Origin of the sequence: Flavobacterium sp. WC2430 (genome assembly GCF_040822075.1) — a bacterium.
Classification (GTDB): domain Bacteria; phylum Bacteroidota; class Bacteroidia; order Flavobacteriales; family Flavobacteriaceae; genus Flavobacterium.
Window position 1 is genome coordinate 450688 of the sequence record NZ_CP162007.1, and the last position, 22596, is coordinate 473283.

Annotated in this window: 21 protein-coding genes; 9 read left to right on the top strand and 12 right to left on the bottom strand. The window is 32.5% G+C overall.

Translation table 11 applies throughout. From position 1 onward, the window contains the following. Positions 1–186 precede the first annotated feature (186 nt). A complete protein-coding gene (rpmA, locus tag AB3G36_RS02065) occupies positions 187–453 on the bottom strand; it encodes a 50S ribosomal protein L27 (RefSeq protein ID WP_007137428.1) in 267 nt (88 codons plus the stop codon). A 23-nt stretch (positions 454–476) separates the two neighbouring features. Beyond that, positions 477–899, bottom strand: coding sequence for a 50S ribosomal protein L21 (gene rplU / locus AB3G36_RS02070; protein WP_367755512.1), 423 nt, complete (start codon positions 897–899; stop codon positions 477–479). A 245-nt stretch (positions 900–1144) separates the two neighbouring features. Here rplU and AB3G36_RS02075 point away from each other — a divergent pair, with 245 nt between their 5' ends. Both AB3G36_RS02075 and AB3G36_RS02080 read left to right on the top strand, forming a co-directional pair. After that, positions 1145–2470, top strand: a complete 1326-nt coding sequence (locus AB3G36_RS02075; protein WP_367755514.1) for a M16 family metallopeptidase — start codon at positions 1145–1147, stop codon at positions 2468–2470. A gap of 7 nt (positions 2471–2477) precedes the next feature. Continuing rightward, on the top strand, positions 2478–3893 hold the full coding sequence (locus tag AB3G36_RS02080) for a M16 family metallopeptidase (RefSeq protein WP_367755516.1): 1416 nt from the start codon (positions 2478–2480) through the stop codon (positions 3891–3893). An 81-nt stretch (positions 3894–3974) separates the two neighbouring features. Here AB3G36_RS02080 and AB3G36_RS02085 read toward each other — a convergent pair whose 3' ends face one another. The 7 genes from AB3G36_RS02085 to mutY form a co-directional block, all read right to left on the bottom strand. Beyond that, a complete protein-coding gene (locus tag AB3G36_RS02085) occupies positions 3975–4841 on the bottom strand; it encodes a DMT family transporter (RefSeq protein WP_367755518.1) in 867 nt (288 codons plus the stop codon). Positions 4842–5086: 245 nt separating this feature from the next. After that, positions 5087–5938 (bottom strand): hypothetical protein, encoded by an 852-nt coding sequence (locus AB3G36_RS02090; protein ID WP_367755520.1) that lies wholly within the window; start codon positions 5936–5938, stop codon positions 5087–5089. A 295-nt stretch (positions 5939–6233) separates the two neighbouring features. Next, positions 6234–6860: a hypothetical protein gene (locus tag AB3G36_RS02095; protein ID WP_367755522.1), complete on the bottom strand. Its 627-nt coding sequence runs from the start codon at positions 6858–6860 to the stop codon at positions 6234–6236. A gap of 266 nt (positions 6861–7126) precedes the next feature. Further along, positions 7127–7672 carry a gliding motility lipoprotein GldD gene (gene gldD, locus AB3G36_RS02100; protein WP_367757867.1) on the bottom strand — a complete coding sequence of 182 codons (546 nt, stop codon included), beginning with the start codon at positions 7670–7672 and terminating at the stop codon, positions 7127–7129. 37 nt (positions 7673–7709) lie between these two features. Next, on the bottom strand, positions 7710–9008 hold the full coding sequence (locus AB3G36_RS02105; protein WP_367755524.1) for a gliding motility-associated protein GldE: 1299 nt from the start codon (positions 9006–9008) through the stop codon (positions 7710–7712). 23 nt (positions 9009–9031) lie between these two features. Beyond that, positions 9032–9472, bottom strand: a complete 441-nt coding sequence (locus AB3G36_RS02110; RefSeq protein WP_367755526.1) for a single-stranded DNA-binding protein — start codon at positions 9470–9472, stop codon at positions 9032–9034. A gap of 51 nt (positions 9473–9523) precedes the next feature. Further along, positions 9524–10558 (bottom strand): A/G-specific adenine glycosylase, encoded by a 1035-nt coding sequence (mutY, locus tag AB3G36_RS02115; protein ID WP_367755528.1) that lies wholly within the window; start codon positions 10556–10558, stop codon positions 9524–9526. Positions 10559–10692: 134 nt separating this feature from the next. On the opposite strand from mutY, the gene AB3G36_RS02120 reads away from it, so the two are divergent. Together AB3G36_RS02120 and AB3G36_RS02125 are read left to right on the top strand one after the other, a co-directional pair. After that, positions 10693–10983, top strand: coding sequence for an HU family DNA-binding protein (locus AB3G36_RS02120; protein ID WP_016989051.1), 291 nt, complete (start codon positions 10693–10695; stop codon positions 10981–10983). A 367-nt stretch (positions 10984–11350) separates the two neighbouring features. Continuing rightward, positions 11351–12895, top strand: coding sequence for an Rne/Rng family ribonuclease (locus tag AB3G36_RS02125; protein WP_367755531.1), 1545 nt, complete (start codon positions 11351–11353; stop codon positions 12893–12895). A 317-nt stretch (positions 12896–13212) separates the two neighbouring features. On the opposite strand, the gene AB3G36_RS02130 is transcribed toward AB3G36_RS02125, so the two are convergent. Beyond that, complete coding sequence (locus AB3G36_RS02130) at positions 13213–14379, bottom strand: MFS transporter (protein ID WP_367755533.1); 1167 nt, start codon at positions 14377–14379, stop codon at positions 13213–13215. A gap of 127 nt (positions 14380–14506) precedes the next feature. Between AB3G36_RS02130 and AB3G36_RS02135 the strand changes: the two genes are divergently transcribed. Next, positions 14507–15340: an AraC family transcriptional regulator gene (locus AB3G36_RS02135; RefSeq protein ID WP_367755535.1), complete on the top strand. Its 834-nt coding sequence runs from the start codon at positions 14507–14509 to the stop codon at positions 15338–15340. A gap of 161 nt (positions 15341–15501) precedes the next feature. Next, complete coding sequence (locus AB3G36_RS02140; protein WP_367755537.1) at positions 15502–16542, top strand: ion channel; 1041 nt, start codon at positions 15502–15504, stop codon at positions 16540–16542. 49 nt (positions 16543–16591) lie between these two features. Here the strand turns inward: AB3G36_RS02140 and AB3G36_RS02145 are convergent, their stop codons facing one another. After that, complete coding sequence (locus AB3G36_RS02145; RefSeq protein ID WP_367757869.1) at positions 16592–17035, bottom strand: nucleoside deaminase; 444 nt, start codon at positions 17033–17035, stop codon at positions 16592–16594. Positions 17036–17157: 122 nt separating this feature from the next. On the opposite strand from AB3G36_RS02145, the gene AB3G36_RS02150 reads away from it, so the two are divergent. Both AB3G36_RS02150 and AB3G36_RS02155 read left to right on the top strand, forming a co-directional pair. Then, positions 17158–18939 (top strand): 1-deoxy-D-xylulose-5-phosphate synthase, encoded by a 1782-nt coding sequence (locus AB3G36_RS02150; RefSeq protein WP_367755539.1) that lies wholly within the window; start codon positions 17158–17160, stop codon positions 18937–18939. Positions 18940–18975: 36 nt separating this feature from the next. Beyond that, entirely contained in the window at positions 18976–19938 is a 963-nt protein-coding gene (locus AB3G36_RS02155; protein WP_367755541.1) for a DUF3078 domain-containing protein, read from the top strand. Between the two features lie 4 nt (positions 19939–19942). Here AB3G36_RS02155 and AB3G36_RS02160 read toward each other — a convergent pair whose 3' ends face one another. Continuing rightward, positions 19943–21289: a deoxyguanosinetriphosphate triphosphohydrolase gene (locus AB3G36_RS02160; RefSeq protein WP_367755543.1), complete on the bottom strand. Its 1347-nt coding sequence runs from the start codon at positions 21287–21289 to the stop codon at positions 19943–19945. A gap of 232 nt (positions 21290–21521) precedes the next feature. Between AB3G36_RS02160 and AB3G36_RS02165 the strand changes: the two genes are divergently transcribed. Beyond that, on the top strand, positions 21522–22574 hold the full coding sequence (locus AB3G36_RS02165) for a flavin monoamine oxidase family protein (protein WP_367755545.1): 1053 nt from the start codon (positions 21522–21524) through the stop codon (positions 22572–22574). Positions 22575–22596: the final 22 nt, after the last annotated feature.

A 22596-nucleotide genomic window follows, 5' to 3' on the forward strand; every position in this document is an offset into this window, starting at 1 on the left:
TTTTCATGTAGAGTCGCACTGCAGTGAGGCTCTGCAATTACGCAACGTTTTGACACAAACAATTTTTACAATCAAAAAAATCCATTTCTCGTTCAGCCACCCTCTCCTTTGGCAAGGGACTGGGGATTTTCCACAAAAAAAACCCGCTTCTTTCGAAACGGGTTTTTAATAAATTGAGAAAATCAATTATGCTTCAACTTCGAATGGAAGTATTGAAACGTATGATTTGTTGTCTCTTTTCTTTTGGAACTTTACAATTCCAGGTACTCTAGCGTGTAGTGTATGATCTTTACTGATGTAAACATTTTCACCTGGATTGTGCTTAGAACCTCTTTGTCTTACGATGATGTTCCCTGCAATAGCAGCTTGTCCTCCAAAAATCTTAACGCCTAAACGTTTTGATTCTGATTCTCTACCATTCTTGGAACTACCGACACCTTTCTTGTGAGCCATGACGTATTAGTTTAATATTGTTATTATTCTTTAGTATCTTCTTTTTTCGCTTTTGGAGCTTTTTTTACTTTTGGAGCTGCCTCTTCAGTAGTTGCTTCAACCGCTGCTTTCTTAGGAGCTGCTTTTTTAGCACCTGCTGCAGTAATACCTTCAATTACAATTTGAGTAAGATATTGTCTATGACCGTTTCTCTTTTTGTATCCTTTTCTTCTTTTCTTTTTGAAAACGATTACTTTATCTCCTTTTAAGTGTTGTAACACTTTAGCTTCTACTGAAGCACCTTCTATAGCTGGGGCGCCTAAAGTGATAGATCCATTGTCATCTAATAAAAGAACTTTGTCAAAAGAAACTTTTGAACCTTCTTCATTAGTCAAACGATGAACATAAACCTTTAAGTCTTTGCTTACTTTAAATTGTTGCCCTGCTATCTCTACGATTGCATACATACCGAATTGATTTATTGATTTTTAAGGTTGCAAATATACAATTTATTTTTTACCATGCAATCACTTAAAGGAAAAAATATTTTCATTGCTTTTCACCCCATTTTCAAGACTTTAGAAACATAAAATACCATTCATTTAAACAACAATTAAAAACAATGTACTTTCATCCTTAAAAAAAAGGTATTTTTGAAGTAACAATAATCAACTTTAAATAACTTATTGTAAATACATTTTTATTAATCTTTATGAAAAAATCAATAATGGTATTAAGTTCTGCCCTTATGCTTGGTGGAGTAGCAACTGCCCAAAAAATAGCTTTTGAAGAATATGATCTTGATAACGGAATGCATGTTATTTTGCATCACGACCCTACAGCACCAGTAGTTATCACCTCCGTAATGTACCATGTAGGCTCAAAAGACGAAAATCCTGAAAAAACAGGTTTTGCCCATTTTTTTGAACACTTATTATTTGAAGGAACTGCCAATATAAAACGCGGAGAATGGTTTAAAATTGTAGCTTCAAATGGAGGTACTAATAATGCCAACACTTCTGACGACCGAACCTATTATTACGAAGTCTTCCCTTCCAATAATTTGGAATTGGCTCTTTGGATGGAATCCGAAAGATTAATGCATCCTATAATCAACCAAATTGGTGTTGATACTCAAAACGGTGTTATAAAAGAAGAAAAAGCATCCCGTTATGACAATCGCCCTTATGGAAAAATCATAAACGTAGTAAAAGAGCACCTGTTCATTAACCATCCGTACAGATGGTCAACCATTGGCTCCATGGAACATTTAGATACCGCTACATTGGAAGATTTTCAAGCTTTCAATAAAAAGTTCTACACCCCTAATAATGCCGTACTGGTTGTTGCAGGAGATTTTGAAAATGCAATTACTAAAGAATGGATTCAAAAATACTTTGGAACTATCAAAAGAGGAGAAGAAATACAAAAACAAATTTTCACCGAAGAACCGATTACACAAACTATTAAAGCAACTTATCAGGATCCAAATATCAAGATCCCAATGCTTGTCGCCGCATATAGAACGCCTTCAATGAAAACCAGAGACGCAGTTGTTTTGGATTTCATTTCTGCTTATTTAAGCGATGGTAAAAGTTCAAAATTGTACAAGAAAATTGTTGACCAAAAAAAAATCGCCTTACAAATTGGAGCCGTTAATCTTAGCGAAGAAGATTACGGAATGTATATTTTATATGGTCTACCAATGGGCACTAATTCATCTGAAGATTTATTAAGAGAAATAGATGAAGAAATCCTAAAAATACAAACTGAATTAATTACTGACAAAGACTATCAAAAACTATTGAATCAATTTGAGAATCAAAATGTAAATAACAATTCTAATGTAGAAGGTGTTGCCGAAAATCTAGCCAAGTATTATTTGCTTTATGGTGACATTCATTTAATAAATAATGAGATTGATATTTACCATTCTATTACCCGAGAGGAGATTCGAACAGTGGCTAAAAAATACTTAAATCCAAACCAACGATTATTATTGGATTACGTTCCCGCTACTGAAACAGCACAGAACTAAGATAATCATGAAAAAAATAAGAATTACACTCATCCTTTTGTTTATAACAGGAATTATGCAAGCACAAGATCGCCCACAACCCAAAGCCGGAAAAGCTCCAGTGGTAAACATACAAAAACCACAAACTTTCTTTTTGGCAAATGGACTTAAAGTCATGGTAGTCGAAAACCACAAATTACCAAAAGTTACTTTTAATCTTACGATAGACAATCCCCCATTTGCCGAAGGCGATAAAAAAGGGGTAGATGAACTTTGCAGTTATTTAATAGGAAGCGGAAGTACTAAAATCACAAAAGATGATTTAAACGAAGAAGTAGACTTTCTTGGTGCAAATATCAGTTTTAACTCCCATGGTGCTTACGCGAGTTCTCTTTCTAAATATTCGGGGCGCATTTTAGAACTCCTTTCTTATGGCGCTTTATACCCTGATTTTACTCAAGAAGAATTCGATAACGAAAAAGCCAAACTTCTTGAAAATCTAAAATCGCAAGAAAAAAGCGTTCCTACTATTGCCAATAGAGTCATTGACGCCTTAGCATTTGGAGAAAACCATCCATCTGGAGAATACATTACTGAGGAAACTATAAACAATGTGACTCTTGCCGATGTTAAAGCTAACTACACAAACTATTTTGCTCCTGAGAACGGTTATTTAGTAATCATCGGCGATGTCAAATTCAAAGAAATAAAACCAATTGTCGAAAAGCTTTTTGGAACTTGGAAAAAAAGGAATACTCCTAAATTAACTTATACTGCACCACAAAACGCACCTTTTACTCAAATAAATTTTGTAGACGTCCCTAGTGCTTCACAATCTGAAATTTCATTAGTCAACACCATAAATTTAAAAATGGGAGACAAAGATTTTTTCCCCGCAGTTATTGCTACCTATATATTAGGAGGAGGCTTCAATAGTTACCTAAATATGAACTTACGAGAAGAACACGGCTGGACGTATGGCGCTAATGCTATTATAGGTGCCGGTAAATATGTGTCCAAATTAAGATCAGCATCATCCATTAAAACTAGCGTTACAGACAGCGCAGTCGTTGAATTTATAAAAGAAATCAAAAGAATCCGAACCGAAAAAGTTTCAGCACAAACACTTAACGAAGTCAAAGCGGGCTATATTGGTCGTTTTGTAATGCAGGTCGAAAAACCACAGGCCGTTGCACGATATGCATTAAACATTGAAACGGAAGAACTACCAAAAGATTTTTACGAAAACTACATCACAACAATAAATGCAGTAACCCCAGAAGATGTACTACAAGCTGCTAACAAGTATTTTTTAATTGACAATACTCGAATCATTATTGCTGGTAAAGGAGCCGAAGTAATCCCTGGCTTAGAAAAACTCAATATCCCTATATCCTATTTTGATAATTATGGAAACTCCGTAGAGAAACCGAATTACAAATAAAAAATAGTGCTCTTTTTAAAACACAAAGGCGGTCTAGAAAGACAGCCTTTGTTGTTTATACTATATTCAAAATAGACACTACTACTTTTTCGCCGATAAATACACTCCTATTAAAATAATGAATGCACCAAAAAACTGTACAGGTGTCAACATTTCATTATCTAATAACCCCCAAAAGAAAGCCACAACTGGAATCAAATAAGTCACTGAAGTTGCAAAAACGGGTGATGAAATTTGGATTAATTTAAAAAATAAAATATTAGCAATCCCAGTTCCTACTACACCCAAGATCATAATGAAATAAACCGAATGCTGTACTTTTTCAACTGCTAGCACATCATAAAATCCTGTAAAATACAGAATTGTTAATGCGGGAAATATTAGAAATAAAAAATTTCCCGTTGTTATACTAAGCGGAGCTAAATCAGACAGAAATCGTTTAATTAAGTTTACGTTGACAGCATAACAAAGCGAAGCAATAACAACTAAAATAGCATAATAGTAATTTTGATCAGGATGGTTCATTGCTCCGTTAAAAACGAGAAGTAAACTCCCAACCAATCCAATAAAAACACCCCAGACCTGTCTTCTTTGAAAATTAACACCAAACACTAAAGCACCCAAAATCAACGTATTTAAAGGAGTTAATGAGTTTAGAATCGAACTTACTGAACTATCAATTTCTGTTTGCGCTAATGCAAAAAGAAAAGCAGGAACAAAAGTCCCAAATACCGAGGTTAGAGCAATATATTTCCATTTCTCTTTAGGGATCTTTGACAAACTTTTAAAACCAATCAACAACAAAAAAATGGCAGCAAATATAATTCGTAATGAACCCACTTGAATCGCGGACAACCCTATTAATCCTTTTTTAATTAGAATAAAAGAACTCCCCCAAACCAAAGAAAGCACCAATAAATAACCCCATTTTAATTGTTTTGATTCCATGCTATAAATTTTACCTCAAAATTGTAACAATTTTATGAATAGGCTGCCATTTTTTAATTTATTTTAGAAATAAATTATAACTCCCATCAAATAAGCACAATACAATATTACAGCTAATTGCTGTCAGAAAAATTGAATCAGAAATTTGAAACAATTATCTATCAAAATTAACTTTCAAACATGCTACCTTGAATTTGACTAAAAAAGCTTCTCAATTGAGAAGCTTTCTAAGCATAATCCTATATTTATAACTTAATTTCTTTTGCAATTTTTATCATTTTTTTATATACAAAATTCAAACCAAAAGTACCCTGAAATCCATAATCTCTAATTTTTTTAATAGTTCCATCTTTAAATCTAACCTCCAATACTACTGAAGAAAAATCAACACCATTAATTTCATAATCATCTGCTAAATCTTTCACTCGAATATACTCTAACAAATCGCTTAACTCTTCAAATTTATTTCTTGTTATATTCTTTGTCGCATTTCCATTATATAAATCACCATAATATCCAAATGCCAAAAAAGGATCTTGAATAATTTCATACTTAGCAACACCTAAATTATTGACCTCTAACTGGAAAAGGTTTTGAAATAGAAACACAACTGATTCAATTTCATAGTTTGTTTGTTTTTCTGAATGCTTTTCAACAAAAGAATCAAATTTATAAGTCAACGTATCCTCAAAATAAGTCGAAGTATTCATTTTGACATGATCTGCATCTCTTTTAAAATCATGCAATAACAACTCATTTTTTCCATCAATTTTTATAGGTTTTACTAATTTACAACCATATTGAATATTGTCTGAGAGTTCATTAAGCTGAAAACTATTTTTCTCTTTTGCTATTATGGCATATTGAGAGTAAGTGCTGTACCAGTAAGCCGTAAATAACAAATCTGTTTTACCATCATTATTTAGATCTACTTTCTCCCAGTTATTAATTTGCCATTCTTTAGTCAAGGGACACTTACCTAAATCGTTATAAATAGAATCTGTTTGTTTTATTTCTAAATTACCAAAATTCTTACCTGCAAATTTTGAATCTATAGATTTCACAAAAACAACAACATCAGCTGTATTTACTAACAAATCTATTCTATTGATTATTATTTTTATATTGTCATTATTTTTGGCCGAACAATTAATTGAACATAAGCCACAAAATAAATAAATCACTACTTTTTTCAAATTTTTAATTTATTAATTAAGGGGATTATTGATAACCCCACCATTTCTCTTTTTATCGCATCTGTTTTCTTTTGTTCTTTGAGAATAAAGAGTAACACCGCTTAAACTTACTAATAAATAAAATAGATTTGTTAGTAAATACAGCTGATTTATTGATCCCACAGCCTTGTTTAAAAATAAACTTATCCACAAACTGCTAATAATAAACCTCATCCCATTTTTTATGTTTTAAAACCCATTTATCTTTAAATCTTTCCATAACCATAAGATACGTTTCTGGTGATGCATGAAACCATGCCGCTGAAACAATGGTATAAGTAAATAAAAGATATTTCTTATTTTTATAATAAATAGGATTTGAAATATTAATGATGTAACGTTTGTCATCTCTATCGTATAAAAGACGCGTAGCTTTATATCGTACTGAGTCTCCTTTTTGAAAATTAATATTTTGAAATTTAAAATCTCTAGCTTTCCAACAATCACTAGTAACCCATTCGTTTTCATCATTCAAAGCATATTGCTTTTTCATCGTTAAAAACGCATTCTCATCATATAATGAGCCTTGAAATTTACTGTTTTTATTTTCAGATTGAGCTATAGAATCTCTCTTATATCCACTAAACATTCTAATAATTTCATTTGGATTTACCTTTTCTTTAATCAATATAATTTCCTTGTTTTTATCAATAATTATAGTTTCTAAAAATTCATTAATTACCTCCTTTTTTTCATTATTATCTCGTTTGTTTTCTTTTGCTCTTTGAGAATAAAGAGTAACACAACTTAAACTTAGTACTAAGTAAAATAGCATTTTTTTCATATCCTTTGTCTTATTAATTACATGGTTTACCTACTGGACTTTGTACATTTGGAGTACCTGCGCCTACAGTTCTACCCGTTAGTTCGCTAGAATTTTGATTAATAAATCCACATAGAGGTTGCTTTCAAAAATAAATTTTTCAATCTTTAAAATCAATACCCTAATTTAGTGATTTTCATAATAGTTTAAGCAAACCCAATATAGTGAGTCTCTTCCATTATAAGAACAAAAAAAACTTCTCAATTGAGAAGCTTTTATATAAAAATTTATTTCCACTTTAAGGTTTCCAGCAGTCTTTGCATATCATTTTTCACATAACTAGCAGCAGGCATAATGGAATCAAAATTGGGTTTTGCATAAAAATAGATAGAACCTGTTACAAAATGTTTAATACTATCAGTTGCATAAAACTGTGAATTAGTAGCTGCATTTCCATCTACTTGATAAAACATTCCATATACTTTTTTTTGTGGATTCAAATACGGTTGTTCTAGTATATCATCGGCCTTTATAACATGCTCATAAGTCAGTTTTTGAGCATCTTTCAATAATTTATTAATATCATTATTGACAGGCTTATAAGTCAGATAAATAGTTGCTTTCATTTTTGGATAGGTAATCGTAAAACCACAATCCTTTTCTCCTTTTATGACAGCCTCTGAATTCATTTCAAAAGTAAACGGACAGGAATTTTCGAAATTTACATATTTAGCGACTGGATAATCCAAACGCAAATAACTTGATGGTTTAGGTATAACATCATCTTTACAACTTGAAAAAAGGAATAGCCCCAAAAATACAATTGAAAGCATTACTAATAAATTATATTTTTTATATGCTGTTTTAATATTAAACATCAATCGTAACTTTAATTTGTTTTATCCGTTTCTTATCTACTGCTTCTATAGTAAACAAACAGTTTTCATAGGAGATTTTCTGTCCTTTAGTTGGGAAATTACCTGAGATTTCAAGAATAAACCCTGCCAATGTTTCTGCTTCTCCTTTTTTAGTTTCAAAGAGATCTTCATCAACATCTATAATTCGGTAGAAATCTTTAAGGTTTATTTTACCTTCAAAAATATAATTTTTATCATCTAATTGAGAAAAACTAACACCCTCATCATCAAACTCATCGCTAATATCACCAACAATTTCCTCTATTACATCTTCCAAAGAAACCAAACCAGAAGTCCCTCCATATTCATCAACAACTATAGCCAAATGGCTTTTCATATTTTGAAAATCTTTCAACAAATTGTCTAATTTTTTATTTTCTGGCACAAAAAACGGCTCTCTAATTAATGTAGCCCAATCAAAATCAGTAGTATTTAGGTGTGGTAATAAATCTTTTACAAAAAGTACCCCTTCAATTTGATCTACATTATCTCTATAAACAGGTATTCTAGAATACCCTTTTTCAATAATTTTAGCATATATCTCAGTAAAGGATTCTGTTATTTCTAAAGCAAAAATATCAATCCTAGGACTCATTACCTGCTTTGTATCTGTATTTCCAAAAGAAACAATTCCTTCAAGAATTTTTTGCTCTTCTGAAGAAGTTTCGTCAGATGAAGTAAGCTCTAACGCCTGAGACAATTGATCAACTGAAAAACTGGTTTTTTGTTTCCCTAATTTGTTATGCAAAAACACAGTAGCTTGACGCATTGGAATACTTAATGGCGAAAGTAACTTGTCAAGTATTACTATTGGATAAGCAACACCTTTAGCAAATTTAATATTATTTCTACTTGCATATACTTTGGGCAAGACCTCTCCAAATAGTAATAATAAAAAGGTCACAACTATTACTTCTAATATAAATTTTAAAATAGGAGAACTGATTGCCGCAAATAAGTCATTCCCAATAAATGAAAATAAAATTACTACTCCAATATTAATAAAGTTATTAGCGACAAGAAGTGTAGCCAGTAATTTTTTGGGCCTTCCTAAAAGGTCAGACAAAATTCTTCCTTTGGAGGCATTTCCTTGTATTGCTTCATCAATATCTTTTTGAGATAAGGAAAACAAGGCAACTTCGGCTCCAGAAACTAATGCAGAGCAAAAAAGCAATACAAATATTCCGGCAAAACCAAACACTAGATCAGTATCTAATGTATAGGCAAAATTTAAACTGGGCTCTGGGTCCAAATTAAAAAAGATTAGTTAAACAATTAAAACGGCAAATCATTGATTGGTAAGCCGTTATTCTGTGGGTCAAAGTTAGTGTTTTTTGTCGATTCTTGAATGGGAATTTGCTTGTTGTTTTCTCCATCCTTTTTCGTGGATAAAAAAGTGAACTCTGTAACCTGTATTTCAGTAGTGAATTTTGTTACACCTTCCTCCGTTTGCCATTGACGTGATTTAATTCGACCTTCTACGTAAATTTTATCTCCTTTCGAAAGATATTTTTCGCAAAGCTCAGCAGCTTTATTACGCACTACCAAATTATGCCACTCTGTAGAAGTTATTTTTTCATTAGTCGTTTTATTTATATAGACTTCATTTGTTGCCAATTGAAACCGTCCAATACAATTTCCTCCATCAAAATAGTGCATTTTCACTTCATCACCAAGATGCCCAATAAGCATCACCTTATTTAACGTTCCGTTCATTTTATTTATTATGGTATTTCTATCAAAGATACATTTTTTACAAACCAAATATTATTCCTTTTCAATAAAATTATGAATCACTATTGGAAAAGGGAACGTCTTTAAAGCAACATTGTCAACCCCATTTTCAATCACCCCTTTTACTTTAATTTTCCAGAACTTAATATATAGGTGTTGATGAGACAATTTATGAATTATACTTTCAGCATTACACTCCATTATACTGACAACCTCATTGTTCTTAAAAAAATCATTTTTCACCTGCATGGCTACATATTCAAAATCTTCCACCTTATCCGTTTCAATAACTGGAAATTCATATAGATTTTGCCAAATCCCTTTTGAAGTTCTCTTTTGGATTAGCGTATCCTCACGCTCATCAGAAACCACTAAATAATTAAAATAACGATTTCTAACTTTTAGTTTCTTAGACTTAACAGGCAATTGGTCTACTTTGTTTTTTTGCAAGGCTGCACAACTTTCGTTAAAAACACAAATGCTGCAATTAGGACTTTTAGGCACACATTGTAAAGCACCAAACTCCATAATTGCCTGATTAAAGGTTGCCGGATTATCTTTAGGCATTAATTCAAAAGCCAAAGCGGCAAATTCTTTTTTGGCGGAAGCCAAAGCGATATCCGTTTCAATATCAAAATAACGAGATAATACTCGAAACACATTTCCATCTACAACAGGAACCGTTTCATTATAGGAAAAAGAAGCTATGGCCGCTGCAGTATATTCGCCAACTCCTTTCAACTTCAATAACTCATTATAAGTATCAGGAAAAATTCCTGATAAATCATTAGCTACATATTGCGCAGTTTTATGTAAATTGCGAGCACGGGAATAATACCCTAAACCTTGCCATAGTTTCAAAACCTGTTCTTCATCGGCTTTAGCCAAATCAAATACAGTAGGAAATGCAGTAGTAAAAGACAGAAAATAAGGCATTCCTTGCGCTACTCGAGTCTGTTGCAACATGATTTCAGAAAGCCAAATGAAGTAAGGATTGGTGGTATTTCTCCAAGGTAAATCACGTTTATTTTGTAAATACCATTGAATAAGCAAGTTAGAAAAAATCATTATTAAATATTTGTTTGCAAAAGTAAAAGTTTATATGATTAAAATTTAACGAATTAGCTTGATTTATTGTTTTTTAAATTCCTATATTTGCACACTCAAAAAAATTATTACAATATAATAAATAAGGAAAGAAAATGACGAAAGCAGATATCGTAGCAAAAATTTCAGAAAAATTAGGTCTTGAAAAAGGTGATGTTCAAGCAACAGTAGAGACTTTTATGAATGAAGTTAAAAATTCATTAGAAACTGGAGACAATGTTTATTTAAGAGGTTTTGGAAGTTTCATTGTGAAAACAAGAGCTGAGAAAACTGGTAGAAATATTTCTAAAAATACCACAATAAAAATTCCTGCACATAACATTCCTGCATTCAAACCTGCAAAAGTTTTTGTAGAAGGAGTAAAAATAAATAACGAAGCAAAATAATATTAATTAATCATAAAATCAACACAATATGCCAAGTGGTAAAAAAAGAAAGAGACATAAGGTAGCAACTCACAAACGTAAAAAAAGAGCGAGAGCTAACCGTCACAAAAAGAAAAAGTAGTTTATAACTACTTTTTTCTTTTTAAACGTTCATTGAAATCGAAAATTAGTCGTCAGTCGTCAGTTTTTAGTATTCAGTTTACTGATCACTTATTACTGCAAACTGCCAGCTAGTTTTCTCCGGGTTCAATACCTGTTAAAATTATTGTTTAATCCATCCTTACAATTCAGTTATGAATTATGAGTTAAGAGTTTTTTAAACTTAAAACTTTAAATTAAAACTAAAAGTTTGGATAAAAATTTACAGATGAATAAAGAATTGATCATTAGATCTAGTTCTGATTTCGTAGATTTTGCCTTATTAAAAGATGGAAAACTAATTGAATTACACAAGGAAGAAGAAAAAAGCAATTTTCAAGTTGGAGATATTTTTATCGCCAAAATTAGAAAACCCGTTGCTGGACTTAATGCCGCTTTTGTAAATGTAGGCTTCGAAAAAGATGCTTTTTTACATTATCATGACTTAGGACCCAATTTATCTTCCCAACTGAAATTCATAAAACTTGTAAGCGCAGGTAAATTAAAAGATTTCTCCCTAAAAAACTTTCAGTTTGACAAAGAGATTGATAAAGATGGCACCATTACTGATGTAATCAATGCCAATCAATCTATTCTTGTACAAGTCGTAAAAGAACCGATATCAACCAAAGGACCAAGAATTAGCGCTGAGCTTTCTCTTGCCGGACGTTTTATTGTTCTAGTTCCTTTTTCTGATCGTGTCTCTATTTCTCAAAAAATAGAAGACAAAAAAGAAAAAGACAGACTAAAAAAACTTGTACATTCCGTTAAACCAAAAGGTTTTGGTGTTATTGTTCGCACAGTAGCAGAAGGCAAAAATACAGCCGAATTAGAAAAAGATTTGCAGAACCTGCTAAGCAGATGGGATGCAATGTGTAAAAAATTACCAACCGCTCATCATCCTTCCAAAATATTAGGAGAACTCAATAGAGCTTCTTCGATATTAAGAGATGTTTTTAATGATACCTTTAGTGGTATTCAAATTGATGATGAAGAGTTGTACAACCAAACTAAGGATTATTTGCAAGAAATTGCACCTTCAAAACAATCAATTGTTAAGTTTTATCAATCAAACGATACACCTATTTTTGAGAAATACAATATAGAGAGACAAATCAAGACTTCATTCGGGAAAACAGTATCCATGAGTAAAGGGGCTTATCTTATAATAGAACACACTGAAGCTTTGCACGTTATTGACGTAAACAGCGGAAACCGTTCTAATAAAGCTACCAACCAAGAAGACACTGCCATGGAAGTCAACATGATAGCTGCTGCAGAAATCGCAAGACAATTGCGTCTACGTGATATGGGTGGTATTATTGTAATTGATTTTATCGATATGTCTAATCCTGAAAATCGTAAAGTTTTGTTCGACTTCTTGAGAGAAGAAATGAGCGATGACAAAGCGAAACATAAAATCTTACCTCCTAGTAAATTTGGATTAGTCCAGATTACAAGACAAAGAGTAAGACCAGAAGTAAACATAAAAACTAGAGAAGAAGATCCAAACGATGTTAAAGGCGAAATTGAAGCGCCAATTTTAATTATCGACCGAATCAATTCTGATTTAGAAAGAGTTTTAAAAACCCACAAAGATGTTGTACTTAATGTACATCCATTTGTGGCAGCATACCTTACCAAAGGTTTTCCATCATTACGTTCAAAATGGTTTTTTGAACATAAGAAGTGGGTGAAAATCATACCTCGTGACGCTTACACGTATTTAGAATATCATTTCTTTGACAAAAAAGGAAATGCTATAAAAGACTAAACAAAAAACCGCCTTTCGTGAGATTGGCGGTTTTTTTGTGCGTCATTGCGAGATTCTTCGAAGCAATCTGTAATTTATAATTTATTTGTTTTTAAGAGCTACTTCCAGCTATACGCTGCAATCTTTTTATTTTTAAAGAAAAAATAAAAAGGATTTCCACTGCTATCTGGGCTAAAGTAATTTCATTATCAATACAATTACCTTCTCTCCAGAACGAACAAAAAACAAATTGCAATTCAGTTGGAGATCTTAAAAACAAGAAAACTGTTCCTATAATCTAGAGTTATCTACTTATAAATCAATAGTCACTAACAAATTTAGTTGTTTTGCCATTTTAATATTCGGCGCTTTCTCTGAAGAAAAATTGTTGTAAAAAACACCCCTGATAATGCCATCATGACTCCAACTAAATTAGGAGTTGCGTAATTTAACCCCACCACTAAAGGCAATCCGCCAAGAAAGGCACCTAATGCATTCCCAACATTAAAAGCGGCTTGAATTGCAGCCGAAGCAATCATCTCTGATCCTACAGCCGTTTTAATCATCAGCATTTGAATAGGAGCTCCTATAGAAAATGAAATACATCCAGTAGTAAATACTAATAACAAACTCACATATTGGTTTGAAGAGAATAAATAGACTAAGATTAAATCAACCGATAGAAATAAAAGAATCGATATAATTGTAATTTCAGGAGAAAATCGATCCGTCAGTTTCCCTCCTATTAAATTTCCTATAACCATCCCAAGCCCAGCTAAAACCAATATATACGAGACATTTGAAGCAGAGAATTGTGACACTTCAGTGAGCAACGGAGCTATATAGCTAATCCAACAAAATAATCCTCCAGTTCCGATGGCTGTAATTAAAATAACCAACCAAGCTTCTGGTTTCTTAAAAAATTGCAACTGACTCTTAACTGTTTCTTTTGCTCTAGCTTCTAAATTTGGCATCCAAAAGTAAAGAGCAACAAATGTGATCATACCAATAAAAGCAATTATTATAAAAGTATAACGCCAAGCAAAATGATGTCCTATATAAGTTCCAATAGGCACCCCAGCAAGATTGGCAATCGTTAAACCAGAAAACATAATTGATATAGCTTGCGCTTCTTTCCCTTTATCGGCAAGACGAGTAGCAACCACGGCACCAACACCAAAAAAAGCTCCATGTGGCAATCCAGAAAGCAAACGTGAAATAAACAGCAAACTATAAGATGGTGCAATTATAGATAATGAATTAAAAAAAGCAAGCATTGTTGCTAATATCAGCAATATCTTCTTTGGCGGCTCATTTCTCGCTATTATTACAATTAAGGGCGCACCAATAACCACACCTAAGGCATAAGCCGAAATTAAATATCCAGCTACTGGAATGGATACTTTTAAATCGGAGGCGATATCAGGCAATAGCCCCATCATTACAAATTCAGTTATTCCTATTGTTAACCCACCCAACAAAAGAGAAAAAAGACTTTTTTTCATGTAAAAAAAATTAATTATTTGAATATGCAGCTTTTTTTAAAATAAGCTGCTATTAGATTTTGCAAATTTATTTATTAAGCAATGGAATAAATTGTAGATTTACACTATAAACTTGTAGTTATCCGTTATGAAAAAGTTAAATCAATTTGAGTCATTAGTTATTGATGAATTTGAAGAAGAAAAGTTTCACCTCCCAACGCATAGTCACACCTATTACGAAATCATCTACATCTTAAAAGGAAACGGAATTCATCATTTAAACAAAAATCTATTACCCTATAGAGCTGGAGACTTATTTGTGATTTCACCTGATGATGAACATTATTTTGACATTAAAAAAAGTACTCGATTTGTCTTTATAAAATTCACCGACACTTATTTTAACTCAAACAAAAAACTCTCTTGTGACGAGTTTCTTCTAAACACACCAGAGAATTTCATGCGAGACCAATCTCTAAAAGAAAATGTTTTGAGACTCGATGAAACTTGCAAAATAATACTAAAAAATACAATCGAAAACATCACTAAGTACAATTGCAAAACAAACATTTCAAGTTCACCAATCATTTTCTATCAAATACTTTCTATTTTTGGACTAATCAAGGAAACTATGCGCGGCATGAATATGCAAATCACAGGAAATGCTATTGATAACGATCAAATCATTTCCTATATTCATCAAAACATTTACAATCCAAAACTAGTTCAAATCAAAACAATTGCCAATCATTTCAATATATCCCATACGTATTTTGGTACTTATTTTAAACGCAATTTTTCTCTAACTTATAGAGACTATATCAATAACCTAAAAATACAACTAATTGAAAAAAGAATAATTCTTAAACAAATGTCAATTAAACAAATTGCATATGAATTTGGTTTTACTGATGAAAGTCATCTCTCAAATTATTATAAAAAACAAAGAAATAGGAAACCCAGTGAGATTAAAAAAGATTAAATCATAAATCAAAGTCAATTTAATTAGGGTCTTTATTTTCACCTTCTAAGAACGACACTATATTAACTGTTTATTCCCTATATTAGTTGCCTAACTATAGCTAAACTACTAGACAAGACCAACATTAATGTTGGAATTTTGACAAGTATAAAATCAAGACTATGAACTATTTTGTTTTTTTTCTAGGAATCATTCTCCTTTTAGTAACTGCTTCCGATTTAATAAATACATCATTATCCGTTCGTGGAGCCGGTTTTATTTCAAAAAGGTTATCCAAATCTATTTGGAGTCTATTATTGGTCATTAATAAAAAAACAGGACGCAAAAAAGTTTTAGAACTTGGAGGAGCTTTTATTTTAGTTTCGATTCTGATTAACTGGCTGTTTCTTATATGGATATCGGCTAGCTTGTTGTTCATTAGTGATCCTAATTCAATTATGAATGTTGAAACTAATTCGAAAACGACAATTATTAATAAGATTTATTATACTGGCTACACCCTATCTACTTTAGGTTTAGGTGACATGGAATCCTCAGGTGAATTTTGGGACATACTTACTGCTATACTTTCTTTTACAGGTTTGATTTTGATTTCTATAGCGATTACCTATTTAATTCCAGTGGTTTCAGCTGAAATAATGAAAAGAAAAATAAGTGTTTATATCAATACACTTGGTGGATCGGCAGAAGAAATTCTATTGAATTACTGGAATGGAAAAGATTTTAAAGAGCTAGAACAACCTTTTATAAGCCTCATAGATTCTATCATTTTACACGCCCAAAATCATAAAGCATACTCAGTCTTGCATTTTTTTCACTCCTCAGACAGAAAAGAGGCCTTTGTTCTCAATCTTACGAACCTTGACGAGATGCTTACTATATTACTTTATAATATTCCAGTAGACCAACGACCTTCAAAAAACATTCTTATTAGACTGAGGAAAGCCATTTCTAGCTATCTCGTTACTCTTCCAGCCACTTTTATAGTACCTGGTAAAGAAATCCCACCCATACTAAAACTTACAGCCCTTGAGAATAAAGGAATAAAAATTATATCCGGTGAAAAGGTAGATTTAGAATATGAAAAACTAAAAACCAGACGTCAATTATTACTGTCCCTTATTAAAGATGATGGCTGGGAGTGGGCTGATCTAACAACCAGTGGCTATAATCATGCAATAAATACGGGAGAAACTTATTAAATACTTGTTTAACCTTTAATCAAATTATCCCTTTTGGGTTTTTAAAAAATCACTTCCTTTTTCTAACAAAAAACCGCTTCATCAATTCAGCAGCTTCATCTGCTAGAACACCATGAACAACAGCAGTTTTTGGATGCAGTTGCGTTCCCATTTTTTGAAAACCGCGCTGTAAATCACTGGCTCCAAAAACAATTTTAGAAATCTGGCTCCAATACAAAGCTCCAGCACACATCTGGCAAGGCTCCAGCGTAACATAAAGCGTGCAATCTTTCAAATATTTTCCCCCAAGATAATTAGCCGCTGCCGTTATGTTTTGCATTTCAGCATGTGCAGTCACATCGTTCAATAATTCCGTCAAATTATGAGACCGGGCTATAATTGTATTATTAATCACAATAATAGCCCCTACAGGAATTTCTCCTTTTTCAAAAGCTATTTCGGCCTCATTCAAAGCCTTTTTCATAAAATATTCGTCGGTGAAAATGTTTTCCATAATAATAGCTACAAATTCACAAATTTTAAATTCTTTGTGAATCATCCTTATGTTTGTTAATCTTTATCTAACAACTTTTTTATCGAATGTAAAAATACAATTTCAAATCGTACATTTGCTTTATGTCAGCTAATTTACTTTCAAACATAAATACCCCAATCGATTTACGCCAACTTGACGAAGCTCAACTTCCTCAAGTAGCCAAAGAATTACGTGATTTTATAATTGATATTGTATCCGTAAAAGAAGGACATCTGGGTGCTAGCTTAGGTGTTATCGAACTTACCATTGCCTTGCATTATGTATTCAATACTCCAGAGGATTTATTGATTTGGGATGTAGGTCATCAAGCGTACGGACATAAAATATTGACTGGTAGAAGAGAAACTTTTCATACCAATAGGCAATTAGGCGGTATATCTGGCTTCCCAAAAAGAAGTGAAAGCATCTATGATGCCTTTGGCGTAGGCCATTCCTCTACTTCCATTTCAGCAGCTTTAGGAATGGCAATTGCTTCAAATTTAAACGGAGACTTTGAAAAACAACACATAGCAGTCATTGGGGACGCCTCCATCGCCTCCGGAATGGCTTTTGAAGGACTAAATCATGCTGGAGTAACAGATGCTAATTTATTAGTAATACTTAACGACAACGCGATTGGTATTGACCCTAGTGTAGGCGCTTTAAAAAACTATCTAACTGCTGTAAAGGAAGGAAAGAATCCAAGACAAAACAATATGATTAAATCCCTGAATTTTAATTATTCAGGACCTATTGATGGACATGATATTTTTGCTGTTATTAAAGAATTAAAACGTTTACAAAAAATAAAAGGTCCAAAATTCCTTCATGTGATAACTACAAAAGGAAAAGGATTAAAACAGGCTGAGGAAGATCAGGTAAAATACCATGCTCCTGGGAAATTTGATGCAAAATCAGGAGAAATTCATTTAAAGTCCGAGGGAAATCTTGCTCCAAAATACCAAGATGTTTTTGGTTTAACCGTATTAGATTTAGCTAGAAAAAATAAAAAAATTATAGGCATCACACCAGCTATGCCCTCAGGGAGTTCCCTAAAATTAATGATGGATGCCTTACCTGAACGTGCTTTTGATGTTGGAATTGCAGAGCAGCATGCGGTAACACTTTCAGCAGGAATGGCAACGCAAGGCATGATCGTTTTTTGCAATATTTACTCGACTTTTTTACAGCGCGCTTACGACCAAGTGATTCATGATGTCGCAATACAAAACTTACCTGTTATATTTTGTTTGGATCGTGCTGGTTTAGTTGGCGAAGATGGCGCAACGCATCATGGTGTTTTTGATATTTCGTATTTACGCTGTATTCCAAATATGATTATTTATGCCCCTTTGAATGAAATTGCCCTTCAAAACATTTTATATACTGCCCAGCTAGGTCTAAAAAACCCTATCGCTATTCGCTATCCTAGAGGCCGTGGCGTAACACCTGATTGGCGATCCAAACATCTAGGAAATTATGAAGAAATCGAAATTGGAAAAGCAACTTGTTTAAAAAAGGGGAGCGAAGTAGCTGTACTGTCTACTGGAACCATAGGGAAAAATGTCACAGATGCTTTGGCTAATTTAAATAACCCAAAAACAATATCTCATTATGACTTTCCTTTCGTTAAACCATTAGATGAAAAGGAACTACACTCTATTTTTAAACAATCAAAATCAATTATAACAATAGAAGATGGATCTATAATTGGAGGTTTCGGAAGTGCCATTTTAGAATTTGCATCTCAAAATAATTATAACCTAAAAATAGACACATTAGGGATTCCTGATAAGTTTATTGAACAAGGAAGTGTGCTACAACAACAACAAATTTGCAAAATTGACGTTAAAAATTTAGAAATAATTTTTTCAAGTAAATGAAAATAATTATTTTGCGCCCACTAACTAAAAAAACCTATGTTTAAATTACTATCATTCACCTGTTTATTAATTTTAATTTCAATAAATAGTTACTCACAAAAAATCATAACTACATTAATTCCTCCACAACCAATAAAAGACACCGCTTCACATTGGGTAAAGAAAAATAGAATTGGATTTGACATCTCCGAAATTGCTTTTGTGAATTGGAATGCTGGGGGGACCAGTTCTATTTCCGGTTTATTAAAAACAAAATTTAACCGAGTATATACTAAGGACAATTACAATTGGTCAAACGAACTTATTATGCGTTATGGCTTAAACAAACAAGATGGGATTGAACTTCGTAAAACTGATGATGTATTCCAATTTAATTCTGCTTTTGGCTATAGAAATGACACTATTTCAAACTGGTATCATACAGCAAAATTTAATTTTAACACTCAGTTTACTGATGGTTACTCCTACCCAAATAAAGAAATTTCCGTTTCAAAACCTTTTGCTCCAGCTTATGTGTTCTTAGGTTTAGGAGCTGAATATGCTACTAAAAAGAAAGACAGAATGTTTTATCTTTCTCCATTCACCTCTAAAATGACTTTTGTTTTAGACCAAAGGCTAGCCAATCAAGGATCATTTGGGGTTGAAAAAGCAATATATGACATCAACGGAAATCTAATTAGACAAGGAGAAAAATCAAAAATAGAACTTGGAATATTAGTAACTGGTTTGTACAAAAAAGAGGTGGTTAAAAACGTAACGCTAGAAAATCGCGTGAGTCTTTACTCTGATTACATCAATAAATTTGGGAATATTGATGTAGATTATGATTTAGTTTTGGATTTAGTCGTAAACGAACACATACGCACAAATATAGGAGCACATATTATTTATGATGATGATATTAAAGCAAAAGAAGATGTTAATGGAGAGCAAATTACTGTAGGTCCAAAAACACAACTAAAACAAACTCTAGGAGTTGGTCTTGTTTATGATTTTTAGTGACCTAATCCTTCTTTTTCCCATTGATAGTATCAAACAATTCTAATGCATTTCCATCAGTTAGCAATGAAATATAATGGCAAATATGAAGCAATCTTTCATATAAATTTTCTTTCTCTAAATGGTGTCTTTCAGGTAATAATTTCAAAATTAATTTGTCATAATTAGAAGCCGTCCCATTGAAATTGTTATTGAAAGCTGTTATGAACTTATCTAGCAAGGTCTGAATAATCTGGTAGCCCACAATTTCTTTTTCAATCACTTCGCGACTTTGATAAATATTGTTCACACTGATTTTAATAATATCATCCATCTGTGCTTTATACTTGCTTTTATCCGTCAAAGCATACGGAAATTTTCCATTTAAAATCGCCTCTTCATTATCTACAAATACTTTTACCGCATCGTTGATTAAACTACCTATAGCCAATGCACGCAAATAACTGATTCGGTCTTCTTTTGTTTCTAATGTTTTATATTTTGAAGTATCAATACTGTCTTTTACCAATTTGATTAAGTACTCTAAGGCAAAATCTTCCGAAACCAATCCTAAATTAATTCCATCTTCAAAATCAATAATCGTATAACAAATATCATCCGCGGCCTCTACTAAATAAGCCAGTGGATGTCTTTCAAATCCAATATCACTGCCCGACTTATTAGGAATCATGCCCATGTCTTTAGCCACATGTTCAAAAAACTTTTTATCCGTTTGGAAGAATCCGTATTTTTTATCAGCAATATTTTTGGTTGGTTTTTTAGGCAAACTTTCCTTTGGATATTTCATAAAAGCACCAAGTGTAGCATACGAAATACGTAGTCCGCCTTCAATTCCTGGGCGACTTGCTGTAAGCACCGAAAAACCATTGGCATTTCCTTCAAAATCAATTAAATCCTGCCATTCTTTGTTAGACAATTGGTCTTTGTATTGTTTACCCTTTCCAATTGAAAAATACTCTCCAATTGCTTTCTCTCCAGAATGACCAAAAGGAGGATTCCCTATATCGTGAGCCAATGAAGCTGCTGCTACAATAGCGCCAAAATCATTCATATGGTAGCCATGTACTTCTTTTAAATGAGGGTATTTATCAATTATCTTTTTACCAACTAATCGCCCTAAAGAACGTCCCACAACTGAAACTTCTAAACTATGCGTCAATCGAGTGTGTACAAAGTCGGTTTTAGAAAGAGGAATCACTTGTGTCTTATCTTGTAAACTTCTAAAAGCGGCAGAGAAAATAATACGGTCGTAATCTACTTCAAAACCCAATCGGGTGTCATCTTGTTCAATACGTAATCTTTTGCTTGTGTCGCCTTGTCGTTTTAATGATAAAAGTTGTTCCCAGTTCATACTGTTTTTGTCGAATTTGAATATTTGGATAATTATTCAAAGATAGAGAAATACCAATAACTAAAAATAAGTTTCTGTTGATTTATAAAAGCAACAAAAGAAAACCTGTCTTAAATTGAGCAATCAATTAAAAATGATTAAAATCAACAATAAGACTATTTAATAAATTGATACTATAAAACCATTTTTAAACAAACAGATTGTATTTTTACAACCAATAACTACTAGAGCAATGTCCAAAAAAATAATCATATTGGGAGCAGGATTAAGCGGATTACTAACTGCTTATCGTTTACAATACAAAGGTTTTGAAACCGAAATTATCGAAGCCAGAGAACGCATAGGCGGACGAATTCACACCATAAGTACAGATACCGCTCAGGTCGAAATGGGCGCGACCTGGTTTAATGCTATTCATGTTAACTTTAGAAATCTTTTAAGCGAACTAGAATTGGATTATTTTGAACAATTCATGCAAGGCACCTCGTATTTCGAACCATTTTCGGCAGCTGCCGTACAAGAAATCCAGATTCCAGAAAATAGCCCAAGTTATCGTGTTTCGGGTGGCACAAGCCAACTTATTGACACCTTAAAAAACAAACTAACAACTGTTCCTATTCACTTAAACGAAACCGTTTCTAGTCTTGATTTTGAAAATGAAAAGATTCAAATTAAAACTCATAATCAATCTTTTGATGCTGATTATGTGATTTCGACTTTGCCACCAGCTTTATTTACAAATGAAATTATCGTTACTCCTGCTCTTCCACAAAAACTAACTGATATCGCTAATAAAACGCATACTTGGATGCAAGATTCTATTAAAGTTGCTTTTGTATATGCAGTACCGTTTTGGCGCAACAAGAATTATTCAGGCACTTTATTTAGCAATGTAGGTCCCATAACTGAATTCTATGATCAGTCAAATATTTCCTTAGATAAATTTGCCCTTTGCGGTTTTATTAGTTCTGGAATGGAAATATATTCTAAAACAGATCGTTTAGAAAAATTAAAAACACAATTGGTTAAGGTTTTTGGTAAGGACGCACTAGATTTTACGTCTTATCACGAAACAGTTTGGGCCAAAGAAAAACAAACCAAAAGCGCAAAACAAATTGGTTTTATGTATCCGCATCAAAACAATGGACATCCTTTATTTAGAGAATCTTACTGTGAAAATCGTTTGTTTTTTGCAGGAACAGAAACGGCAAATCAATTTCCTGGTTATATGGAAGGAGCTGTAATTGCTGCCGAAAATACGGTTAATGCTATTTTAAAATTATAACAAAGTCTTTTAAATTAATGGA